Below are 18,316 nucleotides of genomic sequence, written 5' to 3'. Positions count from 1 at the left end.
CAATCATTGCGATCATCATTTAAAGGAATCATCATGAAAGCCGTTATCAGCGCCTATGCCCGTTCGCCCTTCCATTTCGCCCGCAAGGGCAAGCTGGCCGAGGTCCGCCCCGACGACCTTGGCGCCCAGGTGGTCAAGGGCTTGATGGAGCGCACCGGCCTCGACCCGGCATTGCTGGACGACGTCATCCTCGGTTGCGCCTATCCCGAATCCTCGCAGGGCAACAACCTGGCGCGCATCGTGTCGCTGCTGGCCGGCTTCCCGCATCAGGTCAGCGGCATGACGGTCAACCGCTTCTGCGGCTCGTCGATGTCGGCCATCCACATCGCCGCCGCGCAGATCGAGGCCGGCCTCGGCGAAGCCTATTTATGCGTCGGCATCGAATCGATGACGATGGTGCCGCAGGGCGGCTTCAACTTCTCACCCAATCCCGCGCTGCTGGCCGAAACCGACGCCTACATCAGCATGGGCGACACCGCCGAAAACGTGGCCCGCAAATACGAGGTGTCGCGCGCCGACCAGGAACTGCTGGCCTTCCAGTCGCACCAGAAGGCCGCCGCGGCCCGCGCCAACGGCTTGCTGAAGGATGAAATCGTGCCGATCGCCACCGCAAGCGGCGAAGTGATCGCCGAAGACGGCTGCATCCGTCCGGGCACCACGGTGGAGGCGCTGGCGTCATTGAAGCCGGTGTTCGATCCCGAGCATGGCGTGGTCACGGCCGGCACCTCGTCGCCGCTGACGGACGGCGCCTCGGCGGTGCTGGTCACCAGCGAGGCCTTCGCCCGCAAGCACGGCCTGAAGCCGAGCGCGCGCATCGTCGCGATGGCGGCGGTGGGATGCGACCCGGCGCTGATGGGCATCGGCCCGATTCCGGCCACGCAAAAGGCGCTGAAGCTCGCCGGCCTGCAGGCCAGCGACATCGATGTGGCGGAGATCAACGAGGCGTTCGCATCGCAGGCGCTGGCCTGCGTGCGCGAACTGGGGATCAAGCCGGAAGTGTTGAATATCGATGGCGGCGGCATGGCCATCGGCCACCCGCTGGGCGCGACCGGCGCCCGCATCACCGGCAAGGCGGCGTCGCTGCTGGAGCGCACCGGTGGCCGCTACGCGCTGGCCGCCCAGTGCATCGGCGGCGGTCAGGGTATCGCGACCATCATGGAAAGGATTTAAGCCGGCTCGATGAGGTTGCGGCCCGCGCGCTTGGCACGGTGCAGCGCCGCGTCGACCCGGTCCAGCACCGTGGCGCTGCCCTCGTCCGCACCGACCTGGGCGATGCCCAAGCTGACGTTGACGGCGGCCTTGCTCGGCAAGTCGGCGTCGGCGATGGCGGCGCGCAGCTTCTCGGCCAGGCGCATGGCGTCGGCCGCGCCGGTGTGGGTGGCGACGATCATGAATTCGTCGCCGCGCATGCGTGCCAGCAGGTCCGAAGTGCGCAGGCGTTCCTTGACGATGTCGGCCACCGCGCGCAGCGTCTGCTCGCCGACCGGGGAACCGTATAAATCGTTTTCGGAATGGAAGGCGGCGACCTCGAACGACAGCACGGCCAGCGGCAAGGCGTAGCGGCGCGCGCGGCGGATTTCATTGTCAAGGAAGTCTTCGCCGGCGCGGCGGTTGGAGGCGCCGGTGAGCTTGTCGATGGTGCTCATCAGCGAGATCTGGCCGTTCAACTCGTCGTTCCGGTGCTTCAATTCGCTCATGCCAAGGCCGAAGCTGACAAACTGCGCCAGGCTGGAGAAGCAGGCGAACTGCTCGCGCGAAAACACGATGTGGCGGTCGAACATCAGGCAGATCGCGCCCATCTCGGGGCTGCCCGGCTCGGCGCGCAGCGGCAGCGCCAGCACCATGTGCACGGCGCGGTCGTGCAGCGTCATGGCCAGTTCCGGGTTGCCGGATTTTTCCGGCGCGTCCAGCAGCACCATCTCGCCGCGCGCCACGGCCAGCAGCGGCGGGAAGATGTCGCGCAGCGGCGATTGCAGCAGGCGGTCGCGCCGCTGCAGCAAGCGCGCCAGATCGAGGTGGTTGCGCGATTCCTGCGCCACCAGTTGCAGGTCGCCGCGCTCCTTCATATGCAGCAGCGACGTGTGGCGCACGCCGGGGAAATTGCACAGCGCCAGGCAGATCTGCCCCGCCATGGCGTCGATATTGTCGATGTTGGCCAGCGCGCGCTGCAGGCTGCGCTGCACGCCCAGCAGGTCGCGCAATTCCTTTTCCTTGTCCAGCAATTGCTGCTGCATGAAGGCGGCTGAATCTTCCGGCTGGGCCAGCGCCTGCGCGACGGCTTGCTGCAACTCGTCGTTGAGCACCGGACAGATGCGGTAGTCGAACTGGCCGTAGGCCATCAGCTCCGGCAGCCACGCAGTGTGCTCGTAGGCGCACAGCACCAGCACCGGCGCGCCGGCGTGGGTGCGGATCAGCGCACCGACACCGGACAATTCGCTCATCTGCTCATAGCCGTTCAAGTCCAGCACCAGCAGGTCGACCTGGCGCTTGGCCAGCGCGGCGGCCGCCGCGTCGACGCTGTCGGTCAGCGCCAGCTGCGCGAACATCTCGCCGCAACAGGCTTGAAACTCCGAGCGGCGCTCGCCGCTGGCATTGAAAAATACACCTGTGCTGCTACTGGCACGGCCCTGAACATCCGCCATATTTGTTGCTCCCGCGTATTTCTGTATTTGATGAAAACGTCCCCTTCCGCTAGTGTGCCATAAAGTTCATAATTAGCAATATTTTTTGTATTAAAGATCAGTTTATTGCCCGGCAAACTTGTTTGCGTCGCAAATTAATCATATGTGAACGAGCGCACCGTCATGGAAGCGCGCGGCGCGAATACTGTTCCTTCGCAGTCGAGGAGAACAATCATGCCAAACAGCAAGAACCAGAGCGATGCGGGCGCCATGCAGCGCGAGATCCAGCAGCGCCAGGACCAGTCCGACCAGCGCGCCCGCCAGGAACCGCGCGCCAGCCAGATCGGCGAGCGCCAGGGACCGGTGCAGACCACGCAACACGACTATCCCGGCACGCCGCTGCCGGAGCAGCACCTCGAAAAACCCGGCATCGAGGCGCAGATGCAGCTCAAGCCGGAGTTTCTGGCGCCGGACTACTGCGGCAGCGGCAAGCTGGCCGGCATGGCGGCCATCATCACCGGCGGCGACTCCGGCATCGGCCGCGCGGTGGCGGTGCTGTATGCGCGCGAAGGCGCCGACGTGGCCATCATCTATCTTGACGAAGACGAGGATGCCAACGAAACCAAGCGCTACGTGGAGGCCGAGGGCCAGAGCTGCATGCTGCTGCGCGGCGACGTGCGCGACGCGGCCTTCTGCCGCGACGCCGTCGAGCAGGTGCACGAGCGCTACGGCCGGCTCGATATCCTGGTCAACAACGCGGCCTTCCAGGAGCATGCGGAAAAGCTCGCCGACCTGACCGAGGACCGTTTCGACCTGACCATGAAGACCAACGTCTACGGCTACTTCCACATGGCCAAGGCGGTGCTGCCGTATCTGAAGCGCGGCGCTTCCATCATCAACACCGGCTCGGTCACCGGGTTGAAAGGCTCGAAGCACCTGCTGGACTACTCGACCACCAAAGGGGCGATCCACGCGTTCACGATGTCGCTGGCATCGAACCTGCTGGAGCAAGGCATACGGGTGAACGCGATCGCACCGGGGCCGGTGTGGACGCCGCTCAATCCCGCCGACGCGCCGGCCGAGAAGGTGGCTCAGTTCGGCCAGGACACCGACATGCGCCGGCCCGCGCAGCCGCAGGAGCTGTCTCCGGCCTATGTGTTCCTGGCGGCGCCCTGCTGCTCCAGCTATATCAGCGGCATCGTGCTGCCGGTGACCGGCTCAGTCGGCGAGTAGGCCATGGCCGCGCGCGCATTGTGGAAAGGTGCGATCAGCTTCGGGCTGGTGCACATCCCGGTCGAGATGTATTCGGCGGTGCAGGAGCACGAGCTGGACCTTACCATGCTGGACCGGCGCGACTTTTCGCCGGTCGGCTACAAGCGCTATAACAAGAGCACCGGCAAGGAAGTGACGTGGGACGACATCGTCAAGGGCTATGAGTACGAGGACAACGAGTACGTCGTGCTGTCGGACGAGGACCTGAAGCGCGCCAATGTGGAGGCGACGCAGACCATCGACATCCAGGCCTTCGTCGACGCGGCCGACGTGCCGCTGACCTATTACGAACAGCCCTACTACCTGGCGCCGTCGCGCGGCGGCGCCAAGGTGTACGCGCTGCTGCGCGAGACCTTGCGCAAGGCCGGCAAGATCGGCATCGCGACGGTGGTGATCCGCACCAAGCAGCACCTGTGCGCGCTGGTGTGCGTCGAGGACAAGATCGTGCTCAACACGCTGCGCTACGCGTCGGAGATACGCGATGCCACGGAGTTGAAGCTGCCGCCGGCCACGATGAAAGCGGCCGGCATCAGCGACAAGGAGCTGCAGATGGCGCTGTCGCTGGTCGAGGGCATGAGCGAGGAATGGAAACCGGAGCAGTACCACGACACCTACAAGGACGACGTGCTCGCGCTGGTGAAGAAGAAGATCAAGGCCGGACAGACCAAGACCATCACCGCAGCAGAACCGGAGGCCAAGGCGCCCAAGTCGTCCAACGTGGTCGACCTGGTGGCGCTGCTGCAGGACAGCCTGGGCAAGCGCCCAGCCAAGGCCAGCACCAACGCCAAGCCCAAGCGCGCCGCCGTCAAAAAGCCGGCCGCACGCAGCAAGGCTGCGGCCTGAGGGGCCGGGCTTCGTTTTTTTAGCGCGCCGCGCGGCGGCGGCGTGCTGCCCAGCCGACAGCGGCCAGGCCGGTCAACAGCATCCCATACGTTTCAGGCTCGGGAACCGCGGTCACCGCGGTCAGCGACGTCAGGGTGCCGTTCGCGCCCATCATCGCGTGCGTCGTGCTGGAAGTATAGAGGTAGTAAAAGCTCGACTGGCTGAAAGCGTTCGCATCGATCGCGCTGGGAATGGTGCCGTCGCTCAGCGCATGCCCCGTCGGGTCGAAGAAGCTGATTGCCATCAGTTGCGAGGCGGTGGCGTTGGTCGACAGGTTGGCCACGCCAAATCCGTCACCGCCGCCCAATATCGCCGCATTGTTGAGAACCTGAACATTGGTGCTGCTGTACCCGGGATTGCTCAAGCCAAGGCTGCCGGCATCGGTGTGCGCGCCCAGGGAGTTTTGTGCGCCCGATGCCGCATATATCGGGCCGCCGCCAAAGTTACCGAACAGCGCGGTCGTGGTGTCGTAGCTGAAATGGCCGTGCACGACGTCGCCCACCGACACGGTATTGCCCGACAACGCGCTGGAACTGACCGCGCCGCCGGTGAAGGTCTGCGGCTCGAACTCGACCATCTCCTGGATCGTGGCGGTAAACTCGAATTCATACACGGTCGCCTGGGCCGAGCCGCACAGCGCCGCACCGGCAAGCAGAAAAGACTGTATTTTCATTATTATTATGAACTTAAAATATTAATAACAGTCATTATCAATATTGGATGCAATTTTAGCTATGTAAATACTGGAAGGAACACTCTAGGCCTTTTCCGGCTTGAAATTGATCATCCTCATCGCCGGCGCCAGTCCCTTGGCCGATTTGGCGTAGTCATCCCAGGGCGCGTTGCCCACATCGAGCCGGGTGTGGATATTGGCGACGTTCCATTGGTCGGCGCTATGCAGGCCGGGCAACTCTTCCCACGTCACAGGAACCGAAATGCCGAGCCCGGGCCGCGTGCGCGCCGACCAGGCGGCGACCGTGGTGGCGCCGCGACCGTTACGCAGATAGTCGATGAAAATCTTGCCGACGCGGTTGCGCGGGCCGCTCTTCAGCACGAAGCGCTCCGGGATGTTGTGTGCCATGTGCGCCACAATCGCCTGCGAAAACGCCTTGACGTCGTCCCAGCCGTAGCCCGGCTTGACCGGCACCACCACATGCAGGCCCTTGCCGCCGCTGGTTTTCAGGAACGACGGCAAACCCAGATGATCGAGCAAGGCGCGCAGCAGCAGCGCGCCCTCCTGCACCTGCGCCCACGTCACGTTCTTGCCGGGATCGAGATCGAACACCATGCGGTTCGGCTTCTCGTAGTTGGAGGCGCTGGCGTTCTGCGTGTGCAGCTCCACCACGTTCCACTGCGCCGCCGACAGCAAGCCCTGCTCGGTCGAGACTTCCAGCATCGGCGGATGGTCGGGATCGAGCGCGGGATCGAGCCGCTTCACGCCGGGCAGCTTGTCGGTCTCGGCGTGCTTCTGGAAAAACAGCTCGCCGCCCACGCCGGCCGGCGCGCGCACCAGCGAGACCGGACGGCCCTTCAGATGCGGCAGCATCAGCGCACCGACCAGCGCGTAATAGCGCACCAGCGCGATCTTGGTGACGCCGCTTTCCTTGTCGATCACGCGGTCGGGATTGGTCACTTTGAGCGAGGCGGGCAGTTTTCCCTGTACGGTGCTAGCTGGCTGCATGTCCAGTTTCTCCTTTAGATGAGCCGGTACTTCACGGATGATGGTGCCGGCCTTTTTATCCTTGCGCAGTCCCTTGAATACCGCGTGGCGGATCGAGCCGGAATGCGTCCATTCGCCGAAGCTCACTTCCGCCACCAGGGCGGGTTTGAGCCAGTGGGCTTTCTTGTCGATTTCGCGGTTCGGGGCGAACGGGCTTTTGTCGGAGGCCAGCTTGTCCATTTTACTTTTTACTTCGCGCAGCGTGGCGGCGTCGAAGCCGCTGCCGACATTGCCGGCATATTGCAGCTTGCCGTCCTTGTCGTAGGTACCGAGCAGCAGCGAGCCGAAGCCGCTGCGCGAACCTTGCGGATCGGTGTAGCCGCCGATGACGAATTCCTGGCGCTGGCCGCATTTGAGCTTGATCCACGTGCCGCTGCGCCGCGAGCTGTAGCGGGCGTCGCGGCGCTTGCCGATGATGCCTTCCAGCCCCATGCGGCAGGCGGCGGCGATGATTTCCTGCGGCGTCGCGTCCATCGTGGCGCTGTAGCGGACGCTGTCCGACGGACGCTGGTCCAGCACCTCCCGCAGGATGGCGCGGCGTGACTCCAGCGGCGTGTCGCGCAGGTCGCGGCCGTTGTGGAACGGGATATCGAACAGGAAGTAGACGATCTCGCCGGGGTTGTTCTCGTCGAAGGCGTTTTGCAGCAGGCCGAAGTCCGGACGGCCGTTGTCGTCGTGGACCACGATTTCGCCGTCGTACCAGCCGTCGGGCAGCTTCATTGTGGCGAGCGCGTCGTGCAGCGTTTGCAGCTTGTGCGTCCAGTCGTTGCCGTTGCGGGTGAGCAGGCGGATATCCTTGCCGTCGATACGCGCCAGCAACCGGTAGCCGTCGAACTTGATCTCGAAGATCCAGTCCTCCGGCGACGACGGCGGCGCATCGACCAGCGTCGCCAATTGCGGCGACAGCGACTCGGGCAGCGCCGCCTTGGGCGCCTCGACAGCGGCTTGCGCAGGCGCAGGCACGGGGGCGGATGCGGGCAGCGGCAGCGACTTGACGCTGTCCGGCATTTCGTCCACCACGCTGAACTCATCGGCCGGCCGCGCGTAGTCGTCCTTCTCCTTGATCAGCAGCCACGGCTCCTGCTTCTCGCCCTTGCCCTTCATTCGCACCAGCACCCACTTGCCGTGCATCTTGTGGCCTTGCAGCTCGAACTTCAGGTTCCCCGCCGCCAGCGCCTTGTGCGGATCGTCCAGCGGCCGCCACAGGCCCTTGTCCCAGATGATCACCTTGCCGGCGCCGTACTGTTTGGGCGGTATCGTGCCTTCGAAATCGTTGTACGAAATCGGGTGGTCCTCCACATGCACCGCCATGCGCTTGTCGTGCGTATCGTAGCTGGGGCCTTTCGGCACGGCCCAGCTCATCATCACGCCGTCGAGTTCCAGCCGGAAATCGTAGTGCAGGCGGCTGGCCCAGTGCTTTTGAATGACGAAGGTGCGCGCCTCGCCGCCCTCCTCGCCGCCTTCCGCTGGTTCGGGCGTGACGGCGAAGTTGCGCTTGGCCTTGTAGGTTTTAAGCGAGTCTCTCATGCAGCCAGCGTAGCCCCGCGCCGCGCCGCGTTCCGTGCGGTCACGAACATGTAAGCAATCTGGAGAGCTTGTAAGTGAATGTAAAGCCCGTCAACGGGATGCTTCCGGGGCGCGTTTTTCGCTCAGTGACACGGGAATTGTCCCGGCTCTAAATCAACCTGAATGAGGATTTCATCATGAACAAACTTATCGCTACCCTGATCGCCGGCCTGTTCGCTACCGCAGCTTTTGCACAGACCCCAGCTACCACCCCAGCCACCACCCCGGCTGCTACGCCTGCCGCTGCCAAAGCTGAAGCCAAAGAAACCAAGACCGTCGCCAAAGCCGAAGCGAAAGAAACCAAGGCTGATGTCAAAGCCGAGGCAAAAACCGCCAAGGTAGCCGCCGAAGCCAAGAAAGACGTCACCGTCGCCAAGGCCGATGAGAAAGCCGACAAGGCAGACGCTCACGCCAAGGCCACCAAGACCAAAGCCAAAGCCCACGCCAAGGCAGAGAAAGCCGAAGCCGCAGCAACCCCGGCTCCAGTCGTGACCAAGTAAGCACGACCCCATTGCGGCGCGCCCGGCGCGCCGCATAAAAAAAAGCCTGTGCCGCTCACGCGAACACAGGCTTTTTTATTGCCGATCCAGCTTATCGCTGCGCAACTTTCTCCGGCGCCTTCGCGCCATCCCAGCCGCCGCCCAGCGAGCGGATCAACGCCACCGTGGTCACCGCGCGATTGCCGCGCAGTTGTACCGCGCTGCGTTCCACCGCCGCCAGGTTGCGCTGCGCGTCCAGCAAGTCGAGATAGCTCGAACGGCCGGCCGTGTACAGCTTCTGCGCCAGGTCGGCGGAACGGCGTGCCGACACCACCGCGTCTTCGATCTGCGCGGTCTGGCCAGCCAGAATGCGCAGGCCCGCCAGGTTGTCTTCCACTTCCGCGAAAGCCACCAGCACGCTCTGGCGATAAGTGCCGACCGATTCTTCCAGCGCGGCTTCGCTACGCGTGATGTTGGCCTTGTTGCGGCCACCGTCGATCAACGGCATCGACATCAGCGCACCCAGCACCCACGAACGGCTGCTCCACTTGAACACGTCCGCAACGGTGTTGCCGGACGTGCCGCCGGCGGCCGCGTTCAGCGTCAGCGCCGGGAACATCGCCGACTTGGCCACACCGATGCGGGCGTTGGACGCCTCCATCGCGCGCTGCGCCGAAGCGATGTCCGGACGGCGCTCCAGCAGCGACGACGGCATGCCGGCCGGGATCACCGGCAGCAGCGACGTGTCGAGCAGCGGGCTGGCGCCGGCCGTGTAGCTGGCCGCCGGTTTGCCCAGCAGGACCGCCAGTGCATGCTCGGTCGTCACGCGCTGACGTTGCAGGCCGATGGCTTCGGCGCGCGAGGTCGCCAGTTCGGTCTTGGCGCGCGACAGATCGAATTCGCCGATGTCGCCCAGGTCGAAGCGACGCTGGTTGACCTTGACGTTTTCTTCGCGGGTCTGCACCGTGCGGTTCAGCGTTTCCAGCTCGGCGTCGGTGGCGCGCAGACGGAAGTATGTCTGCGCCACGTCGGCTTGCACCGACAGCAGCACGGAGCGGTACGTCGCCTCCACCGAGGCGGCGTCGTTGCGGGCCGCGCTGACGTTCGACGATACGCGGCCGAACAGGTCGACCTCGTAGCTGGCCGTCAGGTTGGCGCTGAACACGTTGCCCGGAGCGACCGGCGTACCGGCCGGCAGGCCGAGCGCCACGTCGGACTGGCGCTGACGCTGGGCGCCGGCGTTGACGCCCACTTGCGGAATGCGGTCCGCCTCGGCGATGCCGGCGATGGCGCGGGCCTGCTTGACGCGGGCCGCGGCCACCGCCAGGTTGGCGTTGGCCCTGGTGGCTTCTGCGATCAGCTCATTCAGGGCTGGATCGTTGAAAGCCAGCCACCACTCGCCGCGCGGCTGCGCTTCGGCGGCTTGCGCCTGTTTCCAGGTGCTGCCGTCGGCCGCGGTCTTCACCGGCGCAGGCGCATCAGGTACCTGCGATTCCTTGAACGCGGTCGGCACGTCCATCGCAGGCTGCTTGAACTCAGGCGCGGCGCATGCGGTCATCAGCAAGGCTGCCAACACTGGCGCCACACCTTTGGCGATCATATGCAGTTTATTCATCGAGTTGCTCATGTTAGTGAGTCCCTTCCAGTTTTGCCACGGCGGCGTCGCCAGCCACGGCAGGTTTCTTCTTCTCCATGCTCACGGCCAGCTTGCGCAGCAGGACGTAGAACACCGGCGTCAGGAACAGGCCGAAGAAGGTCACGCCCAGCATGCCGGCAAACACCGCCACACCCATCGCATGACGCATTTCCGAACCGGCACCGTGCGAGAACACCAGCGGCAGCACGCCCATGATGAATGCGATCGACGTCATCAGGATCGGACGCAGACGCAGGCGGCAAGCTTCCAGCGCGGCGTCGACAATGCTGCGGCCGTGATGTTCCAGTTCCCGTGCAAACTCCACGATCAGAATCGCGTTCTTCGAGGCCAGGCCAACCAGCACGAACAGTGCGATCTGCGTGAAGACGTTGTTGTCTCCGTGGGTCAGCTTGACGCCAACCAGCGCGCAGAAGATCGACATCGGCACGATCAGGATCACCGCCAGCGGCAGGGTCCAGCTTTCGTATTGCGCAGCCAGCACCAGGAACACCAGCAGCACGCACAGCGGGAACACATACATCATCGTGTTACCGGACAGGATGTCCTGGTACACCAGTTCCGTCCATTCGTAGCCGATACCCTTAGGCAGCACTTCGTTGATGATCTTGGTCATTTCAGCCTGCGCTTCGCCCGACGACACGCCAGGAGCGGCGCCGCCGTTGATCTCGGCCGCGACGTAGGCGTTGTAGCGCTGCACGCGGTCCGGGCCATAGCTGTCCTTGACGCGCATCAGCGACGACAGCGGAATCATCTCGCCCTTGTCGTTGCGGACTTTCAGCTGGGCGATGTCCTCGGCGTGCGAACGGAACTGCTGGTCAGCCTGGACGCGCACCTGGTAGGTACGGCCGAACTGGTTGAAGTCGTTCACATACAGCGAACCCAGGTTGATCTGCAAGGTCTGGTAGATCGTCTGCAGCGGCACACCCAGTTGCTTGGCTTTCGAGCGGTCGATGTCGGCGAACAGCTGCGGCACGTTGATCTGGTAGCTCGAGAAGACGCCGGCCAGTTTAGGGTTCTGCCATGCCTTCATCTGGATCGCCTGGATCGCCTTGTACAGCGCGTCGTAGCCCAGGTTGTCGCGGTCTTCGATCATCACCTTGAAACCACCGGTGGTGCCCAGGCCGTTGACCGGCGGCGGCGGCAGCACCATCACGAACGCGCCTTCGATCACGCCCATGCGCTTGTTGATTTCAGCGGCGATGGCTTGAGCCGATTCGCTCTTCTTGGTACGTTCCTCGAACGGTTTCAACGGCGTGAACACGATACCGGCGTTCGGCGCGTTGGTGAAGCCGTTGATCGACAGGCCAGGGAAAGCCACCGAATCGGCCACGCCAGGGATGTCCTTGGCGATGTCCGACATCTTGCGGATGACTGCGTCGGTACGGTCCAGCGAGGCGGCGTCCGGCAACTGCGCGAAGCCGATCAGGTACTGCTTGTCCTGCGCTGGAACGAAGCCCGGCGGCACGATCTTGAACATGAAGCCCGCCGCAACCGCCAGCACGGCGTACACGACCAGCGAACCGCCTTTGCGTTTCAGCACGCCGGTCACGCCGGTTTCATAGCCGTGCGATGCGCGGCCGAAGAAGCGGTTGAACCAGCCGAAGAAGCGGCCGAAGATCTTGTCCATGACGCGGGTCAGCGCGTCTTTCGGTGCGTCGTGTGGGCGCAGCAGCACGGCGGCCAGGGCCGGAGCCAGCGTCAGCGAGCTGAATGCCGAGATCACGGTCGAGATGGCGATGGTCAGCGCGAACTGCTTGTAGAACTGGCCGGACAGGCCCGATACGAAGGCGATCGGCACGAACACGGCGCACAGCACCAGCGCGATGGCGATAATCGGACCGCTCACCTCTTTCATCGCCTGGATCGTCGCGTCATGCGGCGACAGGCCGTTGGAGATGTTCCGTTCGACGTTTTCCACCACCACGATCGCATCGTCGACCACGATACCGATGGCCAGCACAAGGCCGAACAGCGACAGCGTGTTGATCGAGAAGCCGAAGCCCAGCATGACGGCGAAGGTACCGACCACCGACACGGGAACGGCCAGCAGCGGGATCACCGATGCGCGCCAGGTTTGCAGGAACACGATCACCACCAGTGCCACCAGGATGATCGCTTCGATCAGCGTGTGGATCACGGCGCGGATCGATTCGCGCACGAATTGGGTCGGGTCATATACAACGCTGTACGTGACGCCTTCCGGGAAATCCTTCGACAGGCGGGCCATGGTCGCACGCACGTCCGCCGACAACTGCAGCGCGTTGGCGTTCGGTGCTTCGAAAATGGGGATCGCCACGGCCGAATTGTTGTTCAGCAGGGAGCGCAGCGCGTAGGAGTTCGAACCCATCTCCATGCGGGCCACGTCCTTCAGCAGCGTTACCGCGCCGTCGGCATTGGTCTTCAGGATGATGTTGCCGAATTCCTCTTCGCTTTGCAGGCGGCCTTGCGTGTTGACGGTCAGCTGGAAGTCGGCGCCCTTGGTAGGACCCTGGCCGATGACACCGGCGGCCACTTGCACGTTCTGCTCGCGGATCGCGTTGACGACATCGCTTGCGGTCAGGCCACGCTGTGCCACTTTCTGCGGGTTCAGCCAGATACGCATCGCGTAGTCGCCGGAACCGAACAGCTGCACCTCGCCCATGCCGGGCAGGCGGGCCAGTTGGTCCTTGATGTTCAACACCGCATAGTTACGCAGATACAGGTCGTCGTAACGGCCGTTCGGCGATTGCAGGTGGACCACCATGGTCAGGTTGGGCGACGCCTTCACGGTGGTCACACCGATCTGGCGCACCTCTTCCGGCAGGCGCGGAAGCGCGCGCTGGACGCGGTTCTGCACCTGGGTTTCAGCCTGCTCGACGTTGGTGCCGATCTTGAAGGTGACGGTCAGCGCCAGCGCGCCGTCCGAGGTGTTTTGCGAGGACATGTACAGCATGTTCTCGACGCCGTTGATCTGTTCCTCAAGCGGCGCGGCCACGGTTTCGGCGATGATCTTCGGATTCGCACCCGGATACTGCGCGCGCACCACCACCGACGGCGGCACCACGTCCGGATACTCCGAGATCGGCAGCTTGAAGATCGATATCAAGCCGGCGACGAAGATGATGATCGACAGTACAGCCGCAAAAATCGGCTTGTCGACAAAAAATCGAGAGATATTCATATTGTTTTATTCCTTGCTGGTACCGGTTTTCGCCTTGGCGTCAACTGCGGCGACTTTTTCATCTTTTTTAGCTTCGGTTTTTGGCACGTTGGCGGCCAGCGGATCGACATCCATCGCCACCATGGTCGGCGTGATCGGCGCACCTGGATGCACGCGCTGCAGGCCGTTGACGACGATCTTCTCGCCCGGCTTCAAGCCGTCGCGCACCACGCGCAGGCCGTCGATCGCAGGTCCCAGGGTCACAGGGCGGTACTCGGCCTTGTTGTCCTTGTCGACCACGAACACGAACTTGCGGTTCTGGTCCGTGCTGACGGCGCGGTCGTTGATCAGCAGCGCCGACTTGGCGCCGGTGGAGCCAGCCAGCTGCACGCGGGCGAACAGGCCAGGCACCAGCGCGCCGTCGGTGTTGGCGAAGGTGGCGCGCATGCGCACCGAACCGCTGCGTGGATCGAGCTGGTTGTCGACGAATTCCAGCTTGCCCTCGTGCGGGAAGCCGGTTTCGTTGGCCAGGCCGATCTTGACGGTGGCCGGCTTGCCCTGGTGGGCGGCGGCGCCGACGCGCAGATAGGTGTCTTCGTCGCCGTCGAACGATGCGTAGATCTGGTCCAGCGAGACCACGGAGGTCAGCACGGCCGACGCGTCGACCAGGTTGCCCAGCGTGATTTCAGCCTTCGATACGCGGCCGTTGATCGGCGACGTCACCTGCGTGTAGCTCAGGTTCAGCTTGGCCGATTCGTACTGCGCCTGCGCGGCACGGACGTCGGCGTCCAGCTGTTTCAGGCTGGACGACAGCGCATCGTATTCGCGCTGGGCGATGGCTTTGTCGGCCAGCAGCTTCTCGGCGCGGGCCAGTTCCAGCTTGGCCAGGTCGGCCTTGGCGCGGGCCGAACCGGCTGCAGCCTCGGCGCGGTTGGCTTCGGCCTGGTAAGGACGCGGATCGATGACGAACAATACGTCGCCCTTCTTGATCTGGCTGCCGGGCTTGAAGTTGATCGCGGTGATGAAGCCGCCGACGCGCGGACGGATCTGCACTTGCTCGATCGCTTCCAGGCGGCCCGAGAACTCCTGGGTCTCGGTGATGGTTTTCTCGACCACGGTGGCGGCGGAGATCGGAGGACCGCCTGCAGCAGGGGCTTCGGCCGTCTTGCCGGTCGCGTCATCGCAACCGGAGAGGCCGAAAGCGGCCAGTCCCGCCAGCGCCATAGCGGCGGCCAGCGGCCGGGCTACAGCGGTGATTTGGTTAATGTTTTTCATGTTAATTCCCTTTTATATGAAAATAATTAATAGAAATGGCGGCACCGGGCACCCTCAACGAATTGCGAGAAAACACGGTACTAGCGCCCCGCTGGCAAGCCAATGGGGACGTGACTACAGATACTGCTAAGAGGTTGGGGAACCCTATGAGGCTGGCGGCGTCTCGGACCGTTCCAGGCCAGCGATGAAACTGGCGATTTCTCCCAGCGCGTAACACTTGCACGCGCATTCGTTGCGCGCCCCTACTTCATCGAGGGACGCTGCTGGCATTCGGTTGACGGTGGTCTTCACGCCGCAGGCGATCAGCTTGGCACCATATTGTTCCGCTTCGTCGCGCAGCGGGTCGTCTTCGGCCGACAGGATCAAGGCCGGTGGCAGGTTTTTCAAGCGGCTCGACTGCAGCGGCGACGCGTACGGATGGGTACGGTCGGCGGCGTTCGGCAGGTAGCCGCGGTAGGCCGCCGCGCAGGCGTCGGCCAGGTCCAGCAGTTCCGGCGCGTTCTGCATCTCGCGCATCGACCATGTGCTCAGGCCGGGGTCGAGCATCGGCATCACCAGGATCTGGCCCATCAGCGCCGGGCCGCCACGGTCGCGCGACATCAGCGCGCACACCGCCGCCAGGTTGGCGCCGGCTTCGATGCCGGCCACCAGCAGGCGCTTGCCGGTCCAGCCCAGCTTGCCCTTGTTCTTCTTGGCCCAGACCAGCACCGCGTGCGCATCTTCGGCGGCGGCCGGGAACGGGCGCACCGTCGCCAGCGTATAGCCCGAGGCCAGGATGATGTGGTCCGGGCTGTCGTTCGCCATGTGCCGCAGGAAGATGTCGGCGTCATCGAGGTCGCCGCCATTGAAACCGCCGGCGTGGAAGAACACGATCAGCGAATCGCGCTTGATGCCGGCCTCGCCGCAGGTGTAGATGCGGGCCGGCAGCGGGCCTTCGGCACCCTTCACTTCAATGCCGCGGACCTTCAACTGGTCCGACAGCTGCGGCAATGGCTCGGCGACGCTGCTCATCGCTGCACCGTATCCGCTGCGCTGGACAGCAGGGCGGTGTCGGCGCAGACCAGCGTTTCGCCGGCGGCCACCTCGGTCAGGGCACGCACGCCGGTCGCTTCGGCCTTGGCCGCCTGCGAGTAGGCATCGGTATAGACCACGCTCGCCAGGGCGACCGAAGTCAGCGCCAGTGCGATCGTTGCAAAAATTCCGTCCCGATATGTCATGGTGTTCCCCTTTCCTTCCAATACTTTCCTTGTGCAGTACAACAATCTTAAACTTGTTCTACAATCCGATAAATAGTGCAATGTCGAATTGATTGTTCAGGATTCCGAACAATGGGACTCATAGATGAATAAACTACAAGCGATGGAAGTCTTTGTGCAGGTGGTGGACGCCGGCGGCTTCACGCGCGCGGCCGAGCACATGCAGCTGCCCAAGGCGACCGTGTCGACGCTGATCCAGTCGCTGGAGGCCGCGCTGGCGGTCAAGCTGCTGCACCGGACCACGCGCCAGGTCAGCGTGACCGCCGACGGCGCCGCCTATTATGAGCGCTGCCTGCGCATCCTGTCGGACGTGCGCGAGGCCGAGGAATCGCTGTCGCGCACCCGGCTCAGCCCGAGCGGACGGCTGCGCGTCGATGCGCCGACCGGCCTGGCCAGCGATGTCCTGATCCCCGCCCTGCCCGATTTTTTCACCCGCTACCCGGACATCCAGCTGGAGCTGGGCTGCAGCGACCGCACCATCGACCTGATCGAGGAAGGCGTCGACTGCGCGGTGCGTGGCGGCCAGCTGGCCGATTCCAACCTGATCGCGCGTCGGGTCGGCATCCTCAATTTCGTCACCTGCGCCACGCCGGACTACCTGGCGCGCTACGGCCGGCCGGCGCACCCGGATGAACTGGTGCGGCACCGCTGCGTGAACTTTTTTTCGTCGCGCACCGGCAAACTGTTCGACTGGGACTTCGCCCGCAACGGCGAGCGGATACAGGTCGCCCTGCCCGGCCACATCGCCGTCAACGACACCAACGCCTACATCGCGGCCGGGCTGGCGGGGCTGGGCATCGTGCAGATGCCGAACTTCATGCTGGAGCCGATGCTCGGCGACGGCCGCTTCGAGCTGCTGCTGGCCGACTGGACCAGCGACCCGCTGCCGGTGCACGTCGTGTATCCGCAAAACCGCCACCTGTCGGCCAAGGTGCGCGTGTTCGTGGAATGGGTCGCCGAACTGTTTTCCAACCATCCGGGCATGCGCCTGCCGAAAGCATCGCCGGCCGCGCGCGCCATACCTTTTGAGGTCGCACTATGACTGAAGCACACCGCATCGTTTTCCTCGACCGCGACAGCGTGATCGCCAACATCCGCAAGCCTGCCTTCGCGCACGAGTGGACCGAGTACCCGGCCACCGCCCATGCCGACGCCGCGGCGCGGCTGCGCGACGCGCGCGCCACCATCGCCATCACCAACAAGGTCAAGCTGCGCGCGGAAGACCTGGCGCAGCTGCCGGACCTGAAGATGATCGGGGTGGCGGCCACCGGCACCGACATCGTCGACCTGGCGGTCGCCCGCGAGCGCGGCATCGTGGTCTCCAACATCCGCAACTATGCGGTGCACACGCTGCCCGAACACACCTTCGCGCTGATGCTGGCGCTGCGCCGGCAACTGGTGGCCTACCGCGCCGACATCGAAGCGGGGCTGTGGCAGAAGTCCGAGCGCTTCTGCCTGTTCGGCCACCCGGTCTCGGACCTGGCCGGCAGCCGTCTGGGCCTGTTCGGCTATGGCGCGCTGGGCCGGTCGGTGGCGCAGATCGCGCGCGCCTTCGGCATGGAGGTGATCGTGCATACGCGCTCGCCGCTGGCGGACGCGAAGGCCGACGGCGTGCGCGAAGCGAGCTTCGACGAAGTGCTGGAAACGTCGGACATCATCAGCCTGCACCTGCCGCTGACCGACAAGACGCGCAACATGATCAGCGCCAAAGAGTTGATCCGCATGAAGCGCAGCGCGCTGCTGATCAACACCGCGCGCGGCGGCCTGGTCGACGAGACCGCGCTGGCCGACGCGCTGCGCGCGGGCGTGATCGCCGGCGCCGGCTTCGACGTGCTGACGCAGGAGCCGCCGCCGGCCGACAACGTGCTGCTCAACCTGCGGCTGCCGAACTTCCTGCTGACGCCGCACTCGGCCTGGGCCAGCTCGCAGGCGATGCAGGTGCTGGCCGATCAGCTGATCGACAATATCGAGGCGTGGCAGGCTGGGACGCCAAGGAATGTGGTGACCTGATAAACGTACAACGAGGCCGGTGGTGGTCGCCGGGGCCGATGTCGGCTTTCGCCCCAGGCTGTGTGAAAACATCTTTGGTTGTTGCTTGGGCGATTGGGCAGCTACAAATCTGTAGTTTGTTGAAGTGATGAGCTGAAGTAAAAAAGGGCTTACAGCCCGATCAGAGCTGCCTTCAGCCCCGCTGTTCCCATGATATTCATTACTCGCTTCAGGTTGTAGGCGAGGACATGCAAACTCATCTCTGTTCGAACGCGAGGGAAGGTCCTGGTGAGGAAGTGTGTAGCCCCCATCCAAGACTTCAATGTGCCGAACGGGTGTTCTACTGTACGGCGTCGCACGCGGGCCGTATCTCGTCGGGTGGCAAGTCGCTGCTGCATGCGATCAAGCGTACCCTGCCTGCGATCTGATGCGCTTGTTGGCATCACGATTAAAAATCTTA

At 64.1% G+C, this 18,316-nt stretch carries 14 protein-coding genes and 1 pseudogene; 6 read left to right on the top strand and 9 right to left on the bottom strand.

Translation table 11 applies throughout. The annotated features are described in order from the left end of the window. The first annotated feature begins 33 nt into the window (after positions 1-33). Positions 34-1,170 (top strand): thiolase family protein, encoded by a 1,137-nt coding sequence (locus tag ACSQ3S_RS13655; protein WP_436142693.1) that lies wholly within the window; start codon positions 34-36, stop codon positions 1,168-1,170. On the opposite strand, the gene ACSQ3S_RS13650 is transcribed toward ACSQ3S_RS13655, so the two are convergent. Further along, on the bottom strand, positions 1,167-2,642 hold the full coding sequence (locus tag ACSQ3S_RS13650; protein ID WP_436142692.1) for a GGDEF domain-containing protein: 1,476 nt from the start codon (positions 2,640-2,642) through the stop codon (positions 1,167-1,169). The genes ACSQ3S_RS13655 and ACSQ3S_RS13650 overlap by 4 nt on opposite strands. Positions 2,643-2,855: 213 nt before the next feature. Here ACSQ3S_RS13650 and ACSQ3S_RS13645 point away from each other — a divergent pair, with 213 nt between their 5' ends. Both ACSQ3S_RS13645 and ACSQ3S_RS13640 read left to right on the top strand, forming a co-directional pair. Continuing rightward, positions 2,856-3,854, top strand: coding sequence for an SDR family oxidoreductase (locus tag ACSQ3S_RS13645; protein ID WP_353404953.1), 999 nt, complete (start codon positions 2,856-2,858; stop codon positions 3,852-3,854). Between the two features lie 3 nt (positions 3,855-3,857). Further along, a complete protein-coding gene (locus tag ACSQ3S_RS13640; protein ID WP_176650115.1) occupies positions 3,858-4,736 on the top strand; it encodes a Ku protein in 879 nt (292 codons plus the stop codon). 19 nt (positions 4,737-4,755) lie between these two features. On the opposite strand, the gene ACSQ3S_RS13635 is transcribed toward ACSQ3S_RS13640, so the two are convergent. Both ACSQ3S_RS13635 and ligD read right to left on the bottom strand, forming a co-directional pair. After that, complete coding sequence (locus ACSQ3S_RS13635) at positions 4,756-5,448, bottom strand: PEP-CTERM sorting domain-containing protein (protein WP_436142691.1); 693 nt, start codon at positions 5,446-5,448, stop codon at positions 4,756-4,758. Between the two features lie 84 nt (positions 5,449-5,532). After that, positions 5,533-8,022 (bottom strand): DNA ligase D, encoded by a 2,490-nt coding sequence (ligD, locus tag ACSQ3S_RS13630; RefSeq protein ID WP_436142690.1) that lies wholly within the window; start codon positions 8,020-8,022, stop codon positions 5,533-5,535. Positions 8,023-8,198: 176 nt separating this feature from the next. Here ligD and ACSQ3S_RS13625 point away from each other — a divergent pair, with 176 nt between their 5' ends. Continuing rightward, positions 8,199-8,561: a hypothetical protein gene (locus ACSQ3S_RS13625; RefSeq protein ID WP_176650113.1), complete on the top strand. Its 363-nt coding sequence runs from the start codon at positions 8,199-8,201 to the stop codon at positions 8,559-8,561. Positions 8,562-8,652: 91 nt separating this feature from the next. Here ACSQ3S_RS13625 and ACSQ3S_RS13620 read toward each other — a convergent pair whose 3' ends face one another. The 5 genes from ACSQ3S_RS13620 to ACSQ3S_RS13600 form a co-directional block, all read right to left on the bottom strand. Then, a complete protein-coding gene (locus tag ACSQ3S_RS13620; RefSeq protein WP_176650112.1) occupies positions 8,653-10,155 on the bottom strand; it encodes an efflux transporter outer membrane subunit in 1,503 nt (500 codons plus the stop codon). Positions 10,156-10,168: 13 nt separating this feature from the next. Next, positions 10,169-13,357 carry an efflux RND transporter permease subunit gene (locus tag ACSQ3S_RS13615; RefSeq protein ID WP_176650111.1) on the bottom strand — a complete coding sequence of 1,063 codons (3,189 nt, stop codon included), beginning with the start codon at positions 13,355-13,357 and terminating at the stop codon, positions 10,169-10,171. Between the two features lie 6 nt (positions 13,358-13,363). Next, positions 13,364-14,611: an efflux RND transporter periplasmic adaptor subunit gene (locus tag ACSQ3S_RS13610; protein ID WP_436142689.1), complete on the bottom strand. Its 1,248-nt coding sequence runs from the start codon at positions 14,609-14,611 to the stop codon at positions 13,364-13,366. Positions 14,612-14,755: 144 nt separating this feature from the next. Next, positions 14,756-15,622, bottom strand: coding sequence for an alpha/beta hydrolase (locus tag ACSQ3S_RS13605; protein WP_353404941.1), 867 nt, complete (start codon positions 15,620-15,622; stop codon positions 14,756-14,758). Beyond that, positions 15,619-15,828, bottom strand: coding sequence for a hypothetical protein (locus tag ACSQ3S_RS13600; RefSeq protein ID WP_436142688.1), 210 nt, complete (start codon positions 15,826-15,828; stop codon positions 15,619-15,621). Before ACSQ3S_RS13600 ends, ACSQ3S_RS13605 begins: the two co-directional genes overlap by 4 nt. Positions 15,829-15,952: 124 nt before the next feature. Between ACSQ3S_RS13600 and ACSQ3S_RS13595 the strand changes: the two genes are divergently transcribed. Beyond that, complete coding sequence (locus tag ACSQ3S_RS13595) at positions 15,953-16,909, top strand: LysR substrate-binding domain-containing protein (RefSeq protein ID WP_176650107.1); 957 nt, start codon at positions 15,953-15,955, stop codon at positions 16,907-16,909. Beyond that, positions 16,906-17,877: a D-2-hydroxyacid dehydrogenase gene (locus ACSQ3S_RS13590; RefSeq protein WP_436142687.1), complete on the top strand. Its 972-nt coding sequence runs from the start codon at positions 16,906-16,908 to the stop codon at positions 17,875-17,877. Before ACSQ3S_RS13595 ends, ACSQ3S_RS13590 begins: the two co-directional genes overlap by 4 nt. A 149-nt stretch (positions 17,878-18,026) precedes the next feature. On the opposite strand, the pseudogene ACSQ3S_RS13585 reads toward ACSQ3S_RS13590, so the two are convergent. Then, positions 18,027-18,272: pseudogene (locus ACSQ3S_RS13585) on the bottom strand (transposase); the annotation flags it as partial. Between the last annotated feature and the right edge of the window lie 44 nt (positions 18,273-18,316).

The organism is Duganella sp. LjRoot269, from assembly GCF_964254095.1.
In the GTDB taxonomy this organism is placed as follows: Bacteria; Pseudomonadota; Gammaproteobacteria; order Burkholderiales; family Burkholderiaceae_D; genus Rugamonas; species Rugamonas hordei.
Note: the sequence above shows the minus strand (reverse complement) of the source record. Positions and strands in the feature narration are given on the sequence as shown.